This window comes from Polynucleobacter necessarius (genome assembly GCF_900096765.1).
GTDB lineage: Bacteria > Pseudomonadota > Gammaproteobacteria > Burkholderiales > Burkholderiaceae > Polynucleobacter > Polynucleobacter necessarius_F.
The window spans coordinates 1570267-1586172 of the sequence record NZ_LT615228.1 but is presented as its reverse complement, the minus strand read 5'-3'; the positions used below and the strand labels follow the sequence as shown (position 1 = coordinate 1586172).

The following is a 15906-nucleotide window of genomic DNA, read 5'->3' as shown; positions in this document are numbered from 1 at the left end:
CTTAATTAACCAGATCAGCCTTGACGCTGCTTATGACGTGCGTCTGAAGAACAGATCACGCGCACAACGCGTTTGCGCTTAATGATCTTGCAATTTCTGCAAATACACTTAACGGATGCTAAAACTTTCATAACTCACCTCTTAAAAATAGGTACTACTTAATCTTTACTTCGCACGGAAAATGATTCTGGCTCTTGTTAGGTCGTAAGGAATCATCTCCACCGTCACCTTATCTCCCGGCAAAATACGGATGTAGTGCATCCGCATCTTTCCGGAAATGTGCCCTAAAACCACATGTCCGTTTTCTAGCTTCACGCGAAACATTGCGTTCGGCAAATTCTCTACAACTTCCCCCGCCATCTGAATTACATCGTCTTTAGACATTCAGTTAAGCGCCCATCTTAAAATTGGCTTTTTTCATCAAAGAGCCGTACTGCTGCTGCATGACAAATGACTGAACTTGAGCCATGAAATCCATTGCAACAACAACAATAATCAACAATGAAGTACCGCCGAAATAGAACGGCACGTTGTACTTCAACACCAAGAATTCTGGTAACAAGCAAACCAGAACCATATAAATTGCACCAGCCAAAGTCAGGCGCATCAAAATCTTATCGATGTAGCGCGCTGTTTGATCACCAGGACGTATACCAGGCACGAAAGCACCGCTCTTCTTCAAATTATCAGCAGTCTCACGGCTGTTAAACACCAGAGCTGTGTAAAAGAAGCAGAAGAAAATAATTGCTGCTGCATACAGGATGGTGTACACAGGCTGTCCTGGAGCTAAAGTTGCCGCTAAATCTTTAATAATTCTGCTAAATACATTGGTAGGCTCGCCCGATGTGAACCAACCAGCAATCGTTGCAGGAAATAAAATGATTGAAGAGGCAAAAATTGGAGGGATAACGCCTGCCATATTCAACTTCAATGGGAAGTATGAAGATTGACCACCGTAAATCTTGTTACCAACTTGACGCTTGGCGTAGTTCACCAAAATACGGCGCTGTCCACGCTCTACAAACACTACAAAGTAAGTCACTGCCACAACAATCACAACGATAAGAAGTGCAGAAATAATATTCATAGAGCCCGTACGAACCAGCTCCAACAAGCTTGCTAAGGCATTTGGCAGACCAGAAACAATACCTCCAAAAATAATGATGGAGATACCGTTACCAAGACCACGCTCAGTAATTTGTTCACCCAACCACATCAAGAACATTGTTCCAGTTACTAAGGTAACAACTGTGTTCAGTTCAAACATTAAACCTGGGTTAATCACCAAGCCAGGTTGAGCTTGCAGTGCAACCGAAATTCCTAACGCTTGGAAAGTTGCCAAGAAAACAGTTCCATAACGGGTGTACTGAGTAATCTTGCGCTGTCCAGCCTGACCTTCTTTTTTCAAAGACTCTAAAGAAGGAACAACAATCGTCATCAACTGCATGATGATCGATGCAGAGATGTAAGGCATGATTCCCAAGGCAAATACAGTAAAACGCGATAAAGCTCCGCCTGAGAACAAGTTAAACATTCCCAAGATACCATCTTTTTGACCAGCAAATAACTGGGCCAACTGGTCTGGATCAATACCAGGCACAGGAATATGAGCACCCAAACGATAGACTAGCAAAGCCAGCACCAGGAATACCAAGCGACGACGAAGATCGCCGAACTTGCCTCCTGCTGCTGTAGTGCTTGCGTTATTGGTAGGTGCTAATGCCATAGTTGCTGTATAGACCCTTAAGCCAATTCAACCAATTTGCCACCAGCAGCTTCAATTGCTGCTTTTGCGCCAGCAGTCGCAGTAATGCCCTTAAGGGTTACTGCAATCTTGAGTTCACCAGTTTTGATTACTTTTACTGCATTGATTTGTTCACCAGCAAAACCGTGAGCCTTCAATACCAACAGATCTACTTCTGGCAAATTGATTTTTGCCAAGTCGCTCAAAGTAATTTGCCCAATATGACGGCGTGTCAAAGACACAAATCCGCGTTTTGGCAAACGACGATACATAGGCATCTGACCGCCCTCGAATCCAACTTTGTGGAATCCACCAGAGCGGGACTTTTGACCTTTGTGACCACGGCCGGCAGTTTTACCAAGACCAGAACCAATGCCGCGACCTACGCGACGACGATTTTTCTTGGAGCCTTCTGCAGGTTTAATTGTGTTGAGTTGCATATTCTTCGCCTATTTACTTGCTAGTTATTAGCCAATGACTTTAACTAGATAAGAAACTTTATTAATCATGCCGCGAACAGCTGGCATATCTTCCAATTCAGAAACTGAATTGATACGTCCAAGGCCTAAGCCACGTACTGTTGCACGGTGGCTTTCGCGTGTACCGATCAAGCTGCGCACTAATTGCAGTTTGACTTTGGAGTTTGATTTTGTCATTTGTAGATTCCTAATTTTTTGGTCTTAGCCGAGGATCTCTTCAACTGACTTACCGCGCTTAGCGGCAATCTCAGCAGGAGTACTCATCTTGCTCAAACCATCAATCGTTGCACGAACCATGTTGTAAGGGTTGGTTGAGCCAAGTGACTTAGCTACAACGTTGGTTACACCCATCACATCAAAAATAGCGCGCATCGGGCCACCAGCAATAACGCCAGTACCATCTTTCGCTGGAGAGATCAAAACGCGTGACGCGCCATGTTGACCAATCACTGAATGCTGCAATGTACCCTTACGCAAAGGCACCTTGATCATCTTGCGACGAGCTTCATCCATTGCTTTTTGAACAGCAACTGGAACTTCTTTTGATTTGCCTTTACCCATACCGATACGACCATCACCATCGCCAACCACTGTGAGTGCAGCGAAGCCGAGAATACGACCACCCTTTACCACTTTAGTTACACGATTAACAGCGATCATCTTCTCGCGAAGACCATCATCACGCTCTTCGTTTTGCATCTTAGCTTGCATTTTTGCCATGTTTTTTCCTAAACCCGATTAGAACTTCAAGCCGGCTTCACGCGCAGCTTCAGCTAAGGCCTTAATACGGCCGTGGTAACGTTGACCAGAGCGATCAAAAGCAACATCACTAACGCCTGCTTTAACAGCACGCTCAGCAACTAACTTACCGATTTGTGCAGCTGCATCAGCATTGCCGCCGTTTTTGATCGATTGGCGCAAATCTTTTTCCATTGTTGAAGCGGCTGCTACAACTTTGGTTCCGCACGGGCTATAAACCTGCGCAGAAATATGAGAATTGCTACGGATAACAGTTAAGCGATTTGCACCTGCTTCAGCAATGCGAATACGAGTCTGCCGAGCACGTCTTTGTCTGGATTCATCTTTATTCATTTTTTAATCTCGCTTACTTCTTCTTAGTTTCTTTTAGATGCACAACCTCATCTACGTAGCGAACACCCTTGCCTTTGTATGGCTCTGGTGAACGGTATGCGCGAACTTCAGCTGCGACCTGGCCAACTTGCTGCTTGTTGGAGTCTTTGATAATGATTTCAGTTTGCGATGGAGTCTCAGCCTTCACGCCCTTTGGCAGGTTGTAAATAATGTCGTGTGAGAAACCCAACTGCAATTTCAATGTTTCGCCTTGAGCAGCAGCACGATAACCAACGCCTACCAAGCTGAGCTTGCGCTCAAAGCCAGTAGTTACGCCAACAACCATGTTGTTGACCAAAGCACGTGCAGTACCTGACTGAGCACCAGCTTCTGGTGAGTCGTTATTCAAAACAACTGTCAGTACGCCATCTTCTTGTTTCAAACCAACAGAAGGATGCAAATTTTGGGACAAAGTACCTAATGGACCTTTAACTGTCACGTTTGCACCGTTGATGCTGATTTCAGCTCCCTTAGGAACTGGAATTAGTGATTTACCTACGCGGGACATATTTCGCTCCTTAAGCTACGTAGCAAATAACTTCGCCGCCCACGCCTGTTGCACGTGCTTTACGGTCTGTCATTACGCCTTGAGGGGTTGAAATAATTGCAATGCCCAAGCCATTCATTACTTCTGGAATGTCATGACGGCCTTTATAGATACGCAGACTTGGTGTTGATACGCGGTCAATACACTCGATAACAGAACGGCCTGCATAGTATTTGAGATCAATGTGGAGCACTGGCTTAGCTGCTTCACCTTTGATTTCGAAACTTTCGATGTAGCCTTCATCTTGCAATACTTTTGCGATGGCTACTTTAACTTTTGACGACGGCATTGTGACGAGCGGTTTTTGCACTGCTTGCGCATTGCGGATCCGGGTCAACATGTCGGCGATTGGATCGCTGATACTCATGAGTTCTCCTAATTCTTACGCCGCTTACCAGCTGGCCTTGGTTAAACCGGGGATTTCGCCACGGAAGGCGATTTCACGAATCTTGCTACGAGCCAAACCGAATTTACGGAATGTGCCACGTGGGCGACCGGTTAATGAACAACGATTTCTTTGACGAATCGGGCTTGCGTTACGTGGAAGTGCCTGTAGCTTCAAGCGAGCTTCATAGCGCTCTTCATCGCTGCGTGATTGATCAGCAATGATCGCTTTGAGTTCAGCACGCTTGGCAGCGTACTTCTCTACAGTTTTTGCGCGCTTATTTTCGCGCTCAATTAGGGATAGTTTTGCCACGTTAGCCTCTTAATTGCGGAAAGGGAATTTGAATGCTGCCAACAAAGCTTTTGCTTCTTCGTCGGTTTTAGCAGTCGTCGTAATACTGATATTGAGACCGCGGAGGGCATCAATCTTGTCATATTCGATTTCAGGGAAAATGATCTGTTCTTTAACACCGATGTTGTAATTACCACGGCCGTCAAATGCTTTGCCAGAAATACCACGGAAGTCACGTACGCGTGGCAATGCAACAGTAACAAAACGGTCCAAGAATTCGTACATGCGTGAACCACGCAATGTCACCATGGCACCGATTGGGTAACCTTGACGAATCTTGAAGCCTGCAATCGCTTTTTTCGCTTTAGTTACTACTGGCTTTTGGCCCGCAACTTTAGTTAAATCGCCAACTGCATTTTCGATAATTTTCTTGTCATTCACCGCATCACCAAGACCCATGTTCAGGGTTACTTTAGTAATGCGTGGAACTTCCATTACAGACTTGTAGCCAAACTTAGCAATCAAATCTGCAACTACTTTAGCTTGATAGTGCTCTTGAAAACGTGTGCTCATAATTTCTCCGTGCCCCTTATGCGCTTAATGTTGCGCCAGTGGTTTTCAGGAAACGCTGCTTTTTGCCATCAACGAGTTTGATACCAACACGTGATGGTTTGCCGTTACCGTCAACCAAAGCCACATTAGAAATGTGAACAGGCATCGTCTTATCAATCAAGCCACCAGTAACACCAGCAGCTGGATTAGGTTTAACGCTCTTTTTGTAAATATTTACGCCTTCGATAACTAATTTGTTATCGAGAACAGCCGTTACAGTTCCTTGCTTGCCCTTATCACGGCCAGTCAACAGAACTACCGAATCGCCTTTACGAATCTTTTTCATGTCAGCCTCTTAAATCACTTCGGGGGCGAGAGAAACGATCTTCATGAACTTCTCAGTACGCAATTCGCGTGTGACAGGTCCAAAGATACGTGTGCCAATTGGCTCTAACTTTGCGTTGAGCAATACCGCAGCGTTTGCATCGAACTTAATCAATGAACCGTCTGGACGGCGAACACCCTTAGCTGTTCTAACTACAACAGCGTTATAAATATCACCTTTTTTTACGCGGCCACGTGGAGCAGCGGATTTAACGCTGACTTTGATCACATCACCGATACTGGCGTAACGACGCTTAGAGCCGCCCAATACCTTGATGCACAAAACTTCACTGGCGCCTGTGTTATCGGCGACCTGCAATCTACTTTCGGTTTGTATCATTTCTAATCCCCAACTTATTAGCCAAAGGCAAACAGTCTTGGTTCCGTCTATGGGTCTTAACGTGAGCTAAAACCCGGAATTAATGAAAAACACTACTTCAACACTACAACACTACTTCTCTAATAAAACCAGAGAAGCTTTCCATTTTACTACGTAAAACAGGGATTTGGGAAGAATCTTCACCAAAATCCCTAAAATTTCTTTAAATACCCTTAGAGGCCTGGACTAAACGAGTCACAACCCAAGATTTAGTGCGTGAAATTGGCTTAGATTCAGCAATTTCAACAGTATCACCCATCTTGTATGTGCCAGCTTCATCATGAGCGTGGTACTTTTTGGACTGGCCAACATACTTACCAATCACAGGATGCTTAACTTGACGCTCTACCAACACGGTCACAGTTTTTTGCATTTTGTCGCTAACAACGCGTCCTACTAGGGTACGGCGCAAGGGTTTAGATAATTCCGTCATATCCCTTTTTCCTTATTTCTGTGCAGTCTTTTGGGCAATAAAAGTCTTCACACGAGCGATATCGCGCTTATTTTTACCCAATTGGCTGGTATTAGTGAGTTGCTGAGTGCCTTTTTGCATACGGAGCTTAAAACCAGTCTTTAACAACTCGGTTAACTCTGCATTCAATGCAGCCAGATCTTTTGAAGCTAATTCTGTATTTTTCATAATCTCTATCCCGATCAACCTAAGTGGCGAATCACGAAAGTGGTCTGTAAAGGCAATTTAGCTGCAGCAAGCTTAAAAGCTTCGCGCGCCAATTGCTCATCAACACCGTCCATCTCGTAGAGCACTTTGCCCGGTTGAATTTCAGCTACGTAGTACTCTGGGTTACCTTTGCCGTTACCCATACGTACTTCAGCTGGTTTTTGTGAAATTGGCTTATCTGGGAAAATGCGAATCCAAATACGGCCACCACGTTTAATGTGACGAGTCATCGCACGACGTGCTGACTCAATTTGACGAGCTGTCAAACGACCACGTCCAACGGCCTTCAATCCAAAGTCACCAAAAGCTACAGAACTACCGCGTGTTGCCACGCCAGTGTTACGGCCTTTTTGTTCCTTACGATACTTGCGACGCTTTGGTTGTAGCATGCTTACTCTCCTGACTTCTGCGTATCTGCGGCTGGTGTTTCAACCTTACGCACACGCTTTACTGCTGGTTTAGCAGCAACTAATGGCTTGTCAGCACCAGCAGCTGGTTTACGAGCAGCTGTTTTGGTTGGAGCACGACGAGTTTTCTTTTCTTCGGCAGCTGGCTCAGCAGATGGAGCAGCTACTTGAGCTTCAGCACCGCGACCCAATGTGTCACCTTTGTAAACCCAAACTTTTACACCGATGATGCCGTATGTTGTTTCAGCTTCTGATGTTGCGTAATCAATATCAGCCTTCAACGTATGAAGTGGAACGCGACCTTCACGGTACCATTCGCGACGAGCAATTTCAGCGCCGTTCAAACGGCCAGAAGACATGATCTTGATACCTTGTGCGCCAAGACGCATTGCGCTTTGCATTGCACGCTTCATTGCACGACGGAACATGATCCGTTTTTCGAGCTGCTGAGTAATAGAGTCAGCGATCAATTGCGCATCAACTTCAGGCTTACGAATTTCTTCGATATTCACATGAACTGGAACGCCCATACGCTTTTGCAATTCGTGGCGGAGAACTTCAATATCTTCGCCTTTTTTACCAATTACAACGCCTGGACGTGAGCTATAGATGGTGATACGTGCGTTCTTAGCGGGACGCTCGATCACAACTTTGCTAACGGATGCATTCTTCAACTTCTTCTTCAAATAGCTGCGGACATCTACGTCCTCTTTCAGCATCTTTGCGAAGTCAGTATTGTTTGCATACCAACGTGATGTCCAATTCTTCGTTACCGCGAGTCGGAATCCGGTGGGGTTAATCTTTTGGCCCATATCTTTCCTTAGTTACTCAAGGTCACGCTAATGTGACAAGTTTGTTTTTCGATTTGATTGCCACGACCCTTAGCGCGAGCAGTGAAGCGCTTCAAGGAGGTACCTTTATCAACGATTACCGCTGATACCTTGAGCTCATCAATGTCAGCACCTTTATTGTGTTCAGCATTTGCAATTGCTGATTCAACTACTTTTTTCACAATGAAGGCAGCTTTTTTGGGGCTGAAGTTCAAAATGTTTAATGCGCGAGCAATTGGCAAACCACGAATTTGGTCAGCGACCAAACGTGTCTTTTGCGCAGAAATGCGGGCACCCTTGTGAATAGCTTTAACTTCCATCATCATCCCCTTACTTCTTCGTTACTTTCTTGTCAGCAGCGTGACCTTTGAAAGTACGGGTCAAAGCAAATTCGCCTAACTTATGACCCACCATGCTTTCTGATACATAAACCGGAACGTGTTGACGACCGTTATGCACAACAATCGTCAGACCGATAAAGTCTGGGAGGATTGTTGAACGGCGTGACCAAGTTTTGATCGGCTTTTTGTCCTTGTTGGCTTGTGCAACTTCAACTTTTTTTACTAAGCTGGCGTCGCAGAATGGGCCTTTTTTAGCTGAACGTGTCATATCTATTTATCCTTATCGCTTAACGTTTTTGACGACGTTGAACGATCATCGAAGTTGTACGCTTATTGCAACGTGTGCGATAACCTTTGGTTGGAGTGCCCCATGGGGATACCGGTACACGGCCTTCGCCGGTTCTACCTTCACCACCACCGTGTGGGTGATCTACTGGGTTCATTGCCACACCGCGAACGGTTGGGCGAATACCACGCCAGCGATTTGCACCTGCTTTACCAATTTGACGCAAGCTGTGCTCTTCGTTACCTACTTCACCAATAGTGGCACGGCACTCGATCAAAACACGGCGAACTTCACCAGAGCGCAAGCGCACTTGAGCGTATACGCCTTCACGAGCTAGCAATACTGCTGAACCACCAGCTGAACGTGCAACTTGAGCACCTTTGCCAGGCAAAATTTCTACGCAGTGAATAGTGCTACCAACTGGAATGTTGCGAATAGGCAAATTGTTACCAGACTTGATTGGCGCTTCAGAGCCATTCATGATTGGCTGACCAACAGTCATACCTTTTGCGGCAGGAATGTAACGACGCTCACCATCAGCAAATACGATTAATGCAATATTTGCACTGCGGTTTGGATCATATTCCAAGCGCTCCACTTTTGCTGGAATGCCATCTTTATCGTTGCGTTTGAAATCAACAACACGATAGTGATGCTTATGACCACCGCCCTTGTGACGAGTAGTGATATGACCATTATTGTTACGACCCGCTTTTTGGAATTGTGGCTCTACCAACGCTGCAAAAGGCTTACCTTTGTGCAGGTCAGGATTGACCACCTTGACCATTGAGCGACGACCTGGTGAGGTCGGTTTTGTTTTCATCAAAGGCATGATTAATTCGCCTCCGCTTCAAAGTTAATTTCTTGACCTGGCTTCAAATTCACGTAGGCCTTCTTAGTGTGGTCACGACGACCTTCAAAACGGCCATAGCGCTTAGGCTTACCTTTTTGATTCACGATTTGAACTGAGTCAACTTGCACTTTGAAGAGCAATTCAACTGCTTGTTTTACATCGCTCTTGTTTGCATCGCGAGCTACTTGGAAAACTACTTGTTCGTTTTTCTCTGCAACCATAGTGGCTTTTTCAGAGATCACCGGACCAAGCAGAACCTTCATCAGGTTGTGATCGTTTTTACGGACTTGGCTCATTTCAGCAACTCCTCAATTTTTGCGATCGCGGCTTTGCTTACCAATACTTTTTTGTATTGAACCAAAGCTAATGGATCTGCGTGCTGCGGCTCAACCACAGCAACTTTATGCAAGTTACGTGATGCCAAGTACAAATTCTCGCTAACTTGATCAACGATGATCAAGACTGAATCCAAGCCCATTGCTTTCACTTTCTCAGCTAAAACTTTGGTCTTTGGAGCATCAAGGTTGAATTGATCAACAACATTCAAACGTCCTTCGCGTGCTAACTGAGACAAAATTGATCTCATACCAGCGCGGTACATTTTCTTGTTTACTTTTTGACTGAAATTCTCTTCTGGAGAATTTGGGAATATACGACCACCTCCACGCCACAGAGGGGAAGAGCTCATACCAGCACGTGCGCGACCAGTACCTTTTTGACGCCAAGGTTTCTTAGTTGTGTGCTTAACTTGCTCACGGTCTTTTTGTGCACGGTTACCACTACGTGCATTTGCTTGGTAAGCCACTACAACTTGGTGTACCAACGCTTCGTTATATTCGCGCTCGAATACTTCTGGTGAAGCTTGTACGCCTGCACCTAAAGTACCGTTGTCCTGGAGAAGCTTAAGTTCCATATTCGCTCTCCTTAATTCTTCTTCTTCAACGGTGTCTTAACCGCTGGAGTAACAATAACTTTACCGCCTGGGGCGCCTGGAATAGCGCCTTTAACCATGATGAGATTACGTTCTGCATCAATGCGTGCGATGACTAAATTTTGTACGGTACGTGTAACGTCACCCAAGTGACCGGTCATACGCTTACCAGGGAAAACGCGACCTGGATCTTGCGCCATACCGATTGAGCCTGGTACGTTATGTGAACGTGAGTTACCGTGTGATGCGCGACCAGAAGCGAAGTGATAACGCTTGATGGTACCTGCGTAACCTTTACCGATAGTTACGCCTTGCACATCCACCTTTTGACCAGCTGTAAATGCAGCATCAGCAGGCACAACTTGTCCTGGCGTCATTTCTGCAATTTTTGCTGCATCTAAATGAAATTCGTTGAGCGCATTACCAGCCATCACACCTGCCTTAGCAAAGTGACCAGCCATTGATTTGGTAACGCGAGTAGCTCTACGTGTGCCATGTGCCAACTGGATAGCGTCATAGCCATCAGTTGCCTGGGTCTTGATTTGAGCGATTCTGTTGTCGCTCACGTCAATTACGGTGACAGGAATCGCTTCCCCTTCGTCCGTAAATAGACGGGTCATGCCGACCTTGCGGCCGATTAAGCCTAAGCTCATATTCATGCTCCACGCCGACTTCCCGACTTCGATTGGTCGGCAAAATTAATTTAAATGATTTACAAGTAAAAGTACTTCTAAATCAATAACTTACAATGTTTTTAGTGCTGATAAAACCAAGATTTTCGCCCAAATAGTTGAAATAGTTGAGCGAAGCCTTAGATTCTATCCTGAAAAGCCGATCTTGACAAGCAAAAGACCGGAAACAACAAATTACTGCAACTTAATTTTGACATCCACACCAGCTGGGAGGTCTAATTTCATCAAAGCATCTACGGTTTTCTCTGTAGGATCAACGATATCCATCAAACGAAGATGGGTGCGGATCTCTAACTGATCGCGGGATGTCTTGTTAACGTGTGGTGAACGCAAGATATCAAAGCGCTCAATACGGGTTGGTAAAGGTACTGGACCCTTAACAACTGCACCAGTGCGCTTAGCTGTATCTACGATTTCAGCCGCAGACTGGTCGATTAAACGGTAATCAAATGCTTTAAGGCGAATACGAATTTTTTGGTTTTGCATATTAATTCCAAAGAGCGATGTGGTGCTGCCACGTTATACATCTAAAGAGCGCGGTGACATCAGCAGCACTGATGTCACCGGTTAGCAAACCGCTAAATATTTATTAAAAACTTAAGCCAAAATCTTTGCAACCACACCGGCGCCAACAGTACGGCCACCTTCACGGATCGCAAAACGTAAACCTTCTTCCATCGCGATTGGCGCGATGAGCTTGACGGTAATAGTGACGTTATCACCAGGCATCACCATTTCTTTATCTTTTGGCAACTCGATTGAACCAGTGACGTCCGTTGTACGGAAGTAGAACTGTGGACGATAGTTGTTAAAGAATGGAGTGTGACGACCACCCTCGTCTTTACCCAAGATATAAACCTCGGCGGTAAAGTGAGTGTGTGGAGTGATTGAACCTGGCTTAGCCAATACTTGGCCACGCTCAACTTCTTCACGTTTTGTACCACGGAGCAAAATACCCACGTTGTCGCCTGCTTGACCTTGGTCGAGCAATTTACGGAACATTTCAACACCAGTACAAGTGGTTTTGAGAGTTGGCTTGATACCAACGATTTCAATCTCTTCACCAACCTTGATGATGCCGCGCTCGATACGACCAGTCACTACAGTACCGCGACCGGAGATAGAGAATACGTCTTCTACTGGCATCAAGAACGCGCCGTCAACAGCACGCTCTGGAGTTGGGATGTAAGTATCGAGTGCTTCAGCCAATTTCATGATGGCTTCTTTACCCAATTTGCCTTCGTCGCCCTCAAGAGCCAACTTAGCAGAACCTTGGATGATTGGAGTGTCATCGCCTGGGAAGTCATACTTAGACAGAAGTTCACGAACTTCCATTTCAACGAGTTCTAACAATTCAGCGTCATCGACCATGTCGCACTTGTTCAAGAACACAACGATGTATGGAACGCCAACCTGGCGTGCCAAGAGGATGTGCTCACGAGTTTGTGGCATTGGGCCGTCAGCAGCAGAACACACCAAAATAGCGCCGTCCATCTGAGCAGCACCCGTAATCATGTTCTTAACGTAGTCAGCGTGTCCTGGGCAGTCAACGTGTGCGTAGTGACGGTTCGCTGTCTCGTACTCAACGTGGGCAGTGTTAATCGTAATACCGCGGGCTTTTTCTTCTGGAGCAGCATCGATCTGATCGTATGCTTTCGCTTCGCCACCGAATGCCTTTGAGAGCACAGTTGCAATTGCTGCTGTCAATGTGGTTTTACCGTGGTCAACGTGACCGATGGTGCCTACGTTTACGTGCGGTTTTGTCCGCTCGAACTTTTCTTTTGCCATTTTTGTCTGCCTTCTTTAGCTAGTCAATATTCAAAAATTAATCAATTACTTCGCTTTAGCAGCCATAACTGCTTCTGCTACGTTCTTAGGTGCTTCTGCGTAATGCTTAAATTCCATGGTGTAAGTAGCGCGACCTTGGGTCAACGAGCGCAAGCCAGTTGAGTAACCAAACATCTCTGCCAATGGCACTTCAGCGCGAACAATCTTGCCGCCGCCTGGAATGTCATCCATACCTTGCAAAATACCGCGACGTGATGAGAGGTCACCCATTACGTTGCCCATGAAATCTTCTGGTGTTTCAACTTCAACAGCCATCATTGGCTCAAGCAATACTGGAGCTGCTCTGCGCATACCGTCTTTAAACGCCATTGAGCCCGCCATCTTAAATGCGTTTTCGTTGGAGTCAACATCATGGTATGAACCAAAGAACAAGGTTGCTTTAATATCCACAACTGGGTAACCAGCCAAGACACCGGAGTTCAATGTTTCGATAATGCCTTTTTCTACCGCAGGGATGTATTCGCGCGGAACCACACCACCTTTAATTGCGTCAACGAATTCAAAACCTTTGCCTGGTTCTTGTGGCTCAAGTTTCAATACAACGTGACCGTATTGACCGCGACCACCAGACTGCTTAACGAACTTACCTTCAACTTCGTCACAAGTCTTGCGAATGGTTTCGCGGTATGCAACTTGTGGCTTACCAACAGTTGCTTCAACACCGAATTCACGCTTCATACGGTCAACCAAAATTTCCAAGTGGAGCTCGCCCATACCGGAAATAATGGTTTGGCCAGATTCTTCGTCTGTCTTCACGCGGAAAGAAGGATCTTCTTGTGCCAAGCGGTTCAAAGCCAGACCCATTTTTTCTTGGTCAGCTTTTGTCTTTGGCTCAACAGCTTGAGAGATCACTGGCTCTGGGAATACCATGCGCTCCAAGACAACGATGCTGTCTGGATCACACAATGTTTCGCCAGTAGTTGCGTCTTTCAGACCAACAGCCGCTGCAATATCGCCCGCAAAAACTTCTTTAATCTCTTCACGTTCGTTTGCATGCATTTGCAACAAACGACCAACACGCTCTTTCTTACCCTTAATTGGGTTATAGATGGTATCGCCAGACTTCATTACGCCTGAGTAAACACGGAAGAAGATGAGCTGGCCAACAAATGGGTCGGTCATGATCTTAAAAGCCAATGCTGAGAATTTCTCATCATCAGAAGCTTGACGAACCGCAGGTGTACCGTCTTCCAACTCACAGGGAACTGGTGGCACATCTAATGGAGATGGCAACAACTCAACCACCGCGTCCAACATGGCCTGAACGCCTTTGTTCTTAAACGCTGTTCCGCACAACATTGGAACGATTTCGTTAGCAATAGTACGTTGACGCAATGCTTTTTTGATTTCTTCTTCGGTCAAGCCTTCGCCACCGAGATACTTTTCCATCAACTCTTCTGAGCTCTCTGCGGCAGCTTCGAGCATTTTCTCGCGCCACTCTTCAGCAGAAGCTTGCAACTCAGCAGGGATATCCTCGTATGTGAACTTAGTACCTTGTGAAGCCTCATCCCAGATGACGGCTTTCATTTTTACCAAGTCAATAACGCCCTTGAAGTTTTCTTCAGCGCCAATTGGAATTTGAATCAAGATTGGGTTCGCTTTGAGGCGAGTCTTCATTTGGTCATAGACCTTGAAGAAATTCGCACCAGTACGGTCCATCTTGTTTACGAATGCTAAACGCGGCACTTGATATTTGTTTGCTTGACGCCAAACGGTTTCAGACTGAGGCTGAACACCACCCACCGCGCAATACACCATACAGGCACCGTCGAGAACGCGCATTGAACGTTCAACCTCAATCGTGAAGTCTACGTGTCCTGGGGTGTCAATAATGTTGATACGGTGCTCAGGCATATTGCCTGCCATACCCTTCCAGAAAGTGGTGGTAGCAGCAGAGGTAATCGTGATGCCTCGCTCTTGCTCTTGCTCCATCCAGTCCATGGTAGCTGCGCCATCATGCACTTCACCGATCTTGTGGTTAACACCGGTGTAGAACAAAACGCGTTCTGTAGTTGTTGTCTTACCTGCGTCAATGTGCGCAGAAATACCGATATTGCGGTATTTATCGATGGGGGTTTTACGTGCCACTTTTTCTTAACTATTGGATTAGAAGCGGAAATGTGAGAAAGCTTTGTTGGCTTCTGCCATACGGTGAACTTCTTCACGCTTCTTCATTGCGCCGCCACGACCTTCAGCAGCCTCTAATAATTCATTGGCCAAACGTTGAGCCATTGATTTCTCGCCACGCTTCTTTGCAGCTTCGCGCAACCAACGCATTGCCAAAGCAGAACGACGTGATGGGCGAACTTCAACAGGAACTTGATAGTTAGCACCACCAACACGACGGCTCTTCACCTCAACCATTGGCTTAACGTTGCCCATGGCTGTTGAAAAAATTTCGAGCGGTTCTTTATTAGCTTTTTTCTCGATGTGATCAAAGGCACCGTAAACGATACGCTCTGCAACCGATTTCTTGCCGTCCAACATGAGGACGTTCATGAATTTGGCGACTTCTACATTACCGAATTTTGGATCCGGCAAAATTTCCCTTTTGGGAACTTCACGACGACGTGGCATAACTACTCCTTCAGTTCAGTTAGGGGAGATTCACCCGAATCACCCGCTCCGGCTGTCCTACTATCCAAGAAACTCCTAGACGGAACAGCCACTTACTTGTCTTTTAAGTCTGACAAACGATGACTTACTACAAATACTAAAGCTGCTTAATTACAGAAGAATTAAGCAGCTTTCTTAGCGCGCTTAGCACCGTATTTAGAACGGGCTTGCTTACGATCTTTAACGCCTTGTAAGTCCAAAGAACCGCGAACGATGTGATAACGCACACCTGGCAAGTCCTTCACACGACCACCACGAATCAAAACTACTGAGTGCTCTTGGAGGTTATGGCCTTCACCACCAATGTATGAAATTACTTCAAAACCATTGGTTAAGCGAACTTTGGCTACTTTACGAAGCGCAGAGTTAGGCTTTTTTGGAGTGGTTGCATACACACGTGTACAAACACCACGGCGCTGCGGGCTGTTTTGCAGCGCAGGACTTTTGCTTTTAACGGTAAGTCTTGTTCTTGGCTTGCGTAATAATTGATTAATTGTTGGCATAAAATAGCTCGGTTAGTACTTCTTTGTT

General features: G+C 45.9%; 28 protein-coding genes. All 28 read right to left on the bottom strand.

Annotated features, from left to right (window positions below; genetic code table 11):
- Positions 1–14: 14 nt before the first annotated feature.
- The gene (gene rpmJ / locus DXE33_RS08285; RefSeq protein WP_012357167.1) at positions 15–131 is read right to left on the bottom strand and encodes a 50S ribosomal protein L36; all 117 of its coding nucleotides are present in this window, start codon (positions 129–131) and stop codon (positions 15–17) included.
- A 34-nt stretch (positions 132–165) separates the two neighbouring features.
- On the bottom strand, positions 166–384 hold the full coding sequence (infA, locus tag DXE33_RS08280; protein ID WP_114639447.1) for a translation initiation factor IF-1: 219 nt from the start codon (positions 382–384) through the stop codon (positions 166–168).
- Positions 385–388: 4 nt separating this feature from the next.
- A complete protein-coding gene (gene secY / locus DXE33_RS08275; RefSeq protein ID WP_114639446.1) occupies positions 389–1726 on the bottom strand; it encodes a preprotein translocase subunit SecY in 1338 nt (445 codons plus the stop codon).
- 17 nt (positions 1727–1743) lie between these two features.
- Complete coding sequence (gene rplO, locus DXE33_RS08270; protein WP_114639445.1) at positions 1744–2184, bottom strand: 50S ribosomal protein L15; 441 nt, start codon at positions 2182–2184, stop codon at positions 1744–1746.
- Positions 2185–2211: 27 nt separating this feature from the next.
- Complete coding sequence (gene rpmD / locus DXE33_RS08265) at positions 2212–2400, bottom strand: 50S ribosomal protein L30 (protein ID WP_114639444.1); 189 nt, start codon at positions 2398–2400, stop codon at positions 2212–2214.
- Between the two features lie 24 nt (positions 2401–2424).
- On the bottom strand, positions 2425–2943 hold the full coding sequence (gene rpsE, locus DXE33_RS08260) for a 30S ribosomal protein S5 (RefSeq protein ID WP_114639443.1): 519 nt from the start codon (positions 2941–2943) through the stop codon (positions 2425–2427).
- An 18-nt stretch (positions 2944–2961) separates the two neighbouring features.
- Positions 2962–3315: a 50S ribosomal protein L18 gene (gene rplR, locus DXE33_RS08255; RefSeq protein WP_114639442.1), complete on the bottom strand. Its 354-nt coding sequence runs from the start codon at positions 3313–3315 to the stop codon at positions 2962–2964.
- Positions 3316–3328: 13 nt separating this feature from the next.
- The gene (gene rplF / locus DXE33_RS08250; protein WP_114639441.1) at positions 3329–3862 is read right to left on the bottom strand and encodes a 50S ribosomal protein L6; all 534 of its coding nucleotides are present in this window, start codon (positions 3860–3862) and stop codon (positions 3329–3331) included.
- Positions 3863–3872: 10 nt separating this feature from the next.
- Positions 3873–4268, bottom strand: coding sequence for a 30S ribosomal protein S8 (gene rpsH / locus DXE33_RS08245; protein WP_114639440.1), 396 nt, complete (start codon positions 4266–4268; stop codon positions 3873–3875).
- Positions 4269–4292: 24 nt separating this feature from the next.
- Entirely contained in the window at positions 4293–4598 is a 306-nt protein-coding gene (rpsN, locus tag DXE33_RS08240) for a 30S ribosomal protein S14 (protein WP_071464445.1), read from the bottom strand.
- Positions 4599–4607: 9 nt separating this feature from the next.
- Entirely contained in the window at positions 4608–5150 is a 543-nt protein-coding gene (gene rplE / locus DXE33_RS08235; RefSeq protein ID WP_114639439.1) for a 50S ribosomal protein L5, read from the bottom strand.
- A gap of 16 nt (positions 5151–5166) precedes the next feature.
- Positions 5167–5475, bottom strand: a complete 309-nt coding sequence (rplX, locus tag DXE33_RS08230; RefSeq protein ID WP_114639438.1) for a 50S ribosomal protein L24 — start codon at positions 5473–5475, stop codon at positions 5167–5169.
- Between the two features lie 9 nt (positions 5476–5484).
- Complete coding sequence (gene rplN / locus DXE33_RS08225; RefSeq protein ID WP_011901910.1) at positions 5485–5853, bottom strand: 50S ribosomal protein L14; 369 nt, start codon at positions 5851–5853, stop codon at positions 5485–5487.
- Between the two features lie 202 nt (positions 5854–6055).
- Positions 6056–6325 (bottom strand): 30S ribosomal protein S17, encoded by a 270-nt coding sequence (rpsQ, locus tag DXE33_RS08220; protein WP_114639437.1) that lies wholly within the window; start codon positions 6323–6325, stop codon positions 6056–6058.
- A gap of 12 nt (positions 6326–6337) precedes the next feature.
- Positions 6338–6532: a 50S ribosomal protein L29 gene (rpmC, locus tag DXE33_RS08215; RefSeq protein ID WP_114637472.1), complete on the bottom strand. Its 195-nt coding sequence runs from the start codon at positions 6530–6532 to the stop codon at positions 6338–6340.
- Between the two features lie 14 nt (positions 6533–6546).
- Positions 6547–6960 (bottom strand): 50S ribosomal protein L16, encoded by a 414-nt coding sequence (gene rplP, locus DXE33_RS08210; RefSeq protein ID WP_011901907.1) that lies wholly within the window; start codon positions 6958–6960, stop codon positions 6547–6549.
- Positions 6961–6962: 2 nt separating this feature from the next.
- The gene (rpsC, locus tag DXE33_RS08205; protein WP_114639436.1) at positions 6963–7790 is read right to left on the bottom strand and encodes a 30S ribosomal protein S3; all 828 of its coding nucleotides are present in this window, start codon (positions 7788–7790) and stop codon (positions 6963–6965) included.
- An 8-nt stretch (positions 7791–7798) separates the two neighbouring features.
- Positions 7799–8131: a 50S ribosomal protein L22 gene (gene rplV, locus DXE33_RS08200; protein ID WP_197712017.1), complete on the bottom strand. Its 333-nt coding sequence runs from the start codon at positions 8129–8131 to the stop codon at positions 7799–7801.
- Between the two features lie 7 nt (positions 8132–8138).
- Complete coding sequence (gene rpsS / locus DXE33_RS08195; protein ID WP_114639435.1) at positions 8139–8417, bottom strand: 30S ribosomal protein S19; 279 nt, start codon at positions 8415–8417, stop codon at positions 8139–8141.
- Between the two features lie 19 nt (positions 8418–8436).
- Entirely contained in the window at positions 8437–9267 is an 831-nt protein-coding gene (gene rplB, locus DXE33_RS08190; protein ID WP_114639434.1) for a 50S ribosomal protein L2, read from the bottom strand.
- Between the two features lie 2 nt (positions 9268–9269).
- Positions 9270–9584, bottom strand: coding sequence for a 50S ribosomal protein L23 (gene rplW, locus DXE33_RS08185; protein ID WP_068947693.1), 315 nt, complete (start codon positions 9582–9584; stop codon positions 9270–9272).
- Complete coding sequence (gene rplD / locus DXE33_RS08180; RefSeq protein ID WP_114639433.1) at positions 9581–10201, bottom strand: 50S ribosomal protein L4; 621 nt, start codon at positions 10199–10201, stop codon at positions 9581–9583. Before rplD ends, rplW begins: the two co-directional genes overlap by 4 nt.
- Before the next feature lie 11 nt (positions 10202–10212).
- Positions 10213–10872, bottom strand: a complete 660-nt coding sequence (rplC, locus tag DXE33_RS08175) for a 50S ribosomal protein L3 (RefSeq protein ID WP_114639776.1) — start codon at positions 10870–10872, stop codon at positions 10213–10215.
- Positions 10873–11085: 213 nt separating this feature from the next.
- On the bottom strand, positions 11086–11397 hold the full coding sequence (rpsJ, locus tag DXE33_RS08170) for a 30S ribosomal protein S10 (protein WP_114639432.1): 312 nt from the start codon (positions 11395–11397) through the stop codon (positions 11086–11088).
- Positions 11398–11508: 111 nt separating this feature from the next.
- Positions 11509–12699, bottom strand: coding sequence for an elongation factor Tu (gene tuf / locus DXE33_RS08165; RefSeq protein WP_114639423.1), 1191 nt, complete (start codon positions 12697–12699; stop codon positions 11509–11511).
- Positions 12700–12744: 45 nt separating this feature from the next.
- Positions 12745–14847: an elongation factor G gene (gene fusA, locus DXE33_RS08160; RefSeq protein ID WP_114639431.1), complete on the bottom strand. Its 2103-nt coding sequence runs from the start codon at positions 14845–14847 to the stop codon at positions 12745–12747.
- 18 nt (positions 14848–14865) lie between these two features.
- Entirely contained in the window at positions 14866–15336 is a 471-nt protein-coding gene (gene rpsG / locus DXE33_RS08155) for a 30S ribosomal protein S7 (protein WP_068320103.1), read from the bottom strand.
- Positions 15337–15497: 161 nt separating this feature from the next.
- The gene (gene rpsL / locus DXE33_RS08150) at positions 15498–15878 is read right to left on the bottom strand and encodes a 30S ribosomal protein S12 (protein ID WP_114639430.1); all 381 of its coding nucleotides are present in this window, start codon (positions 15876–15878) and stop codon (positions 15498–15500) included.
- Positions 15879–15906: the final 28 nt, after the last annotated feature.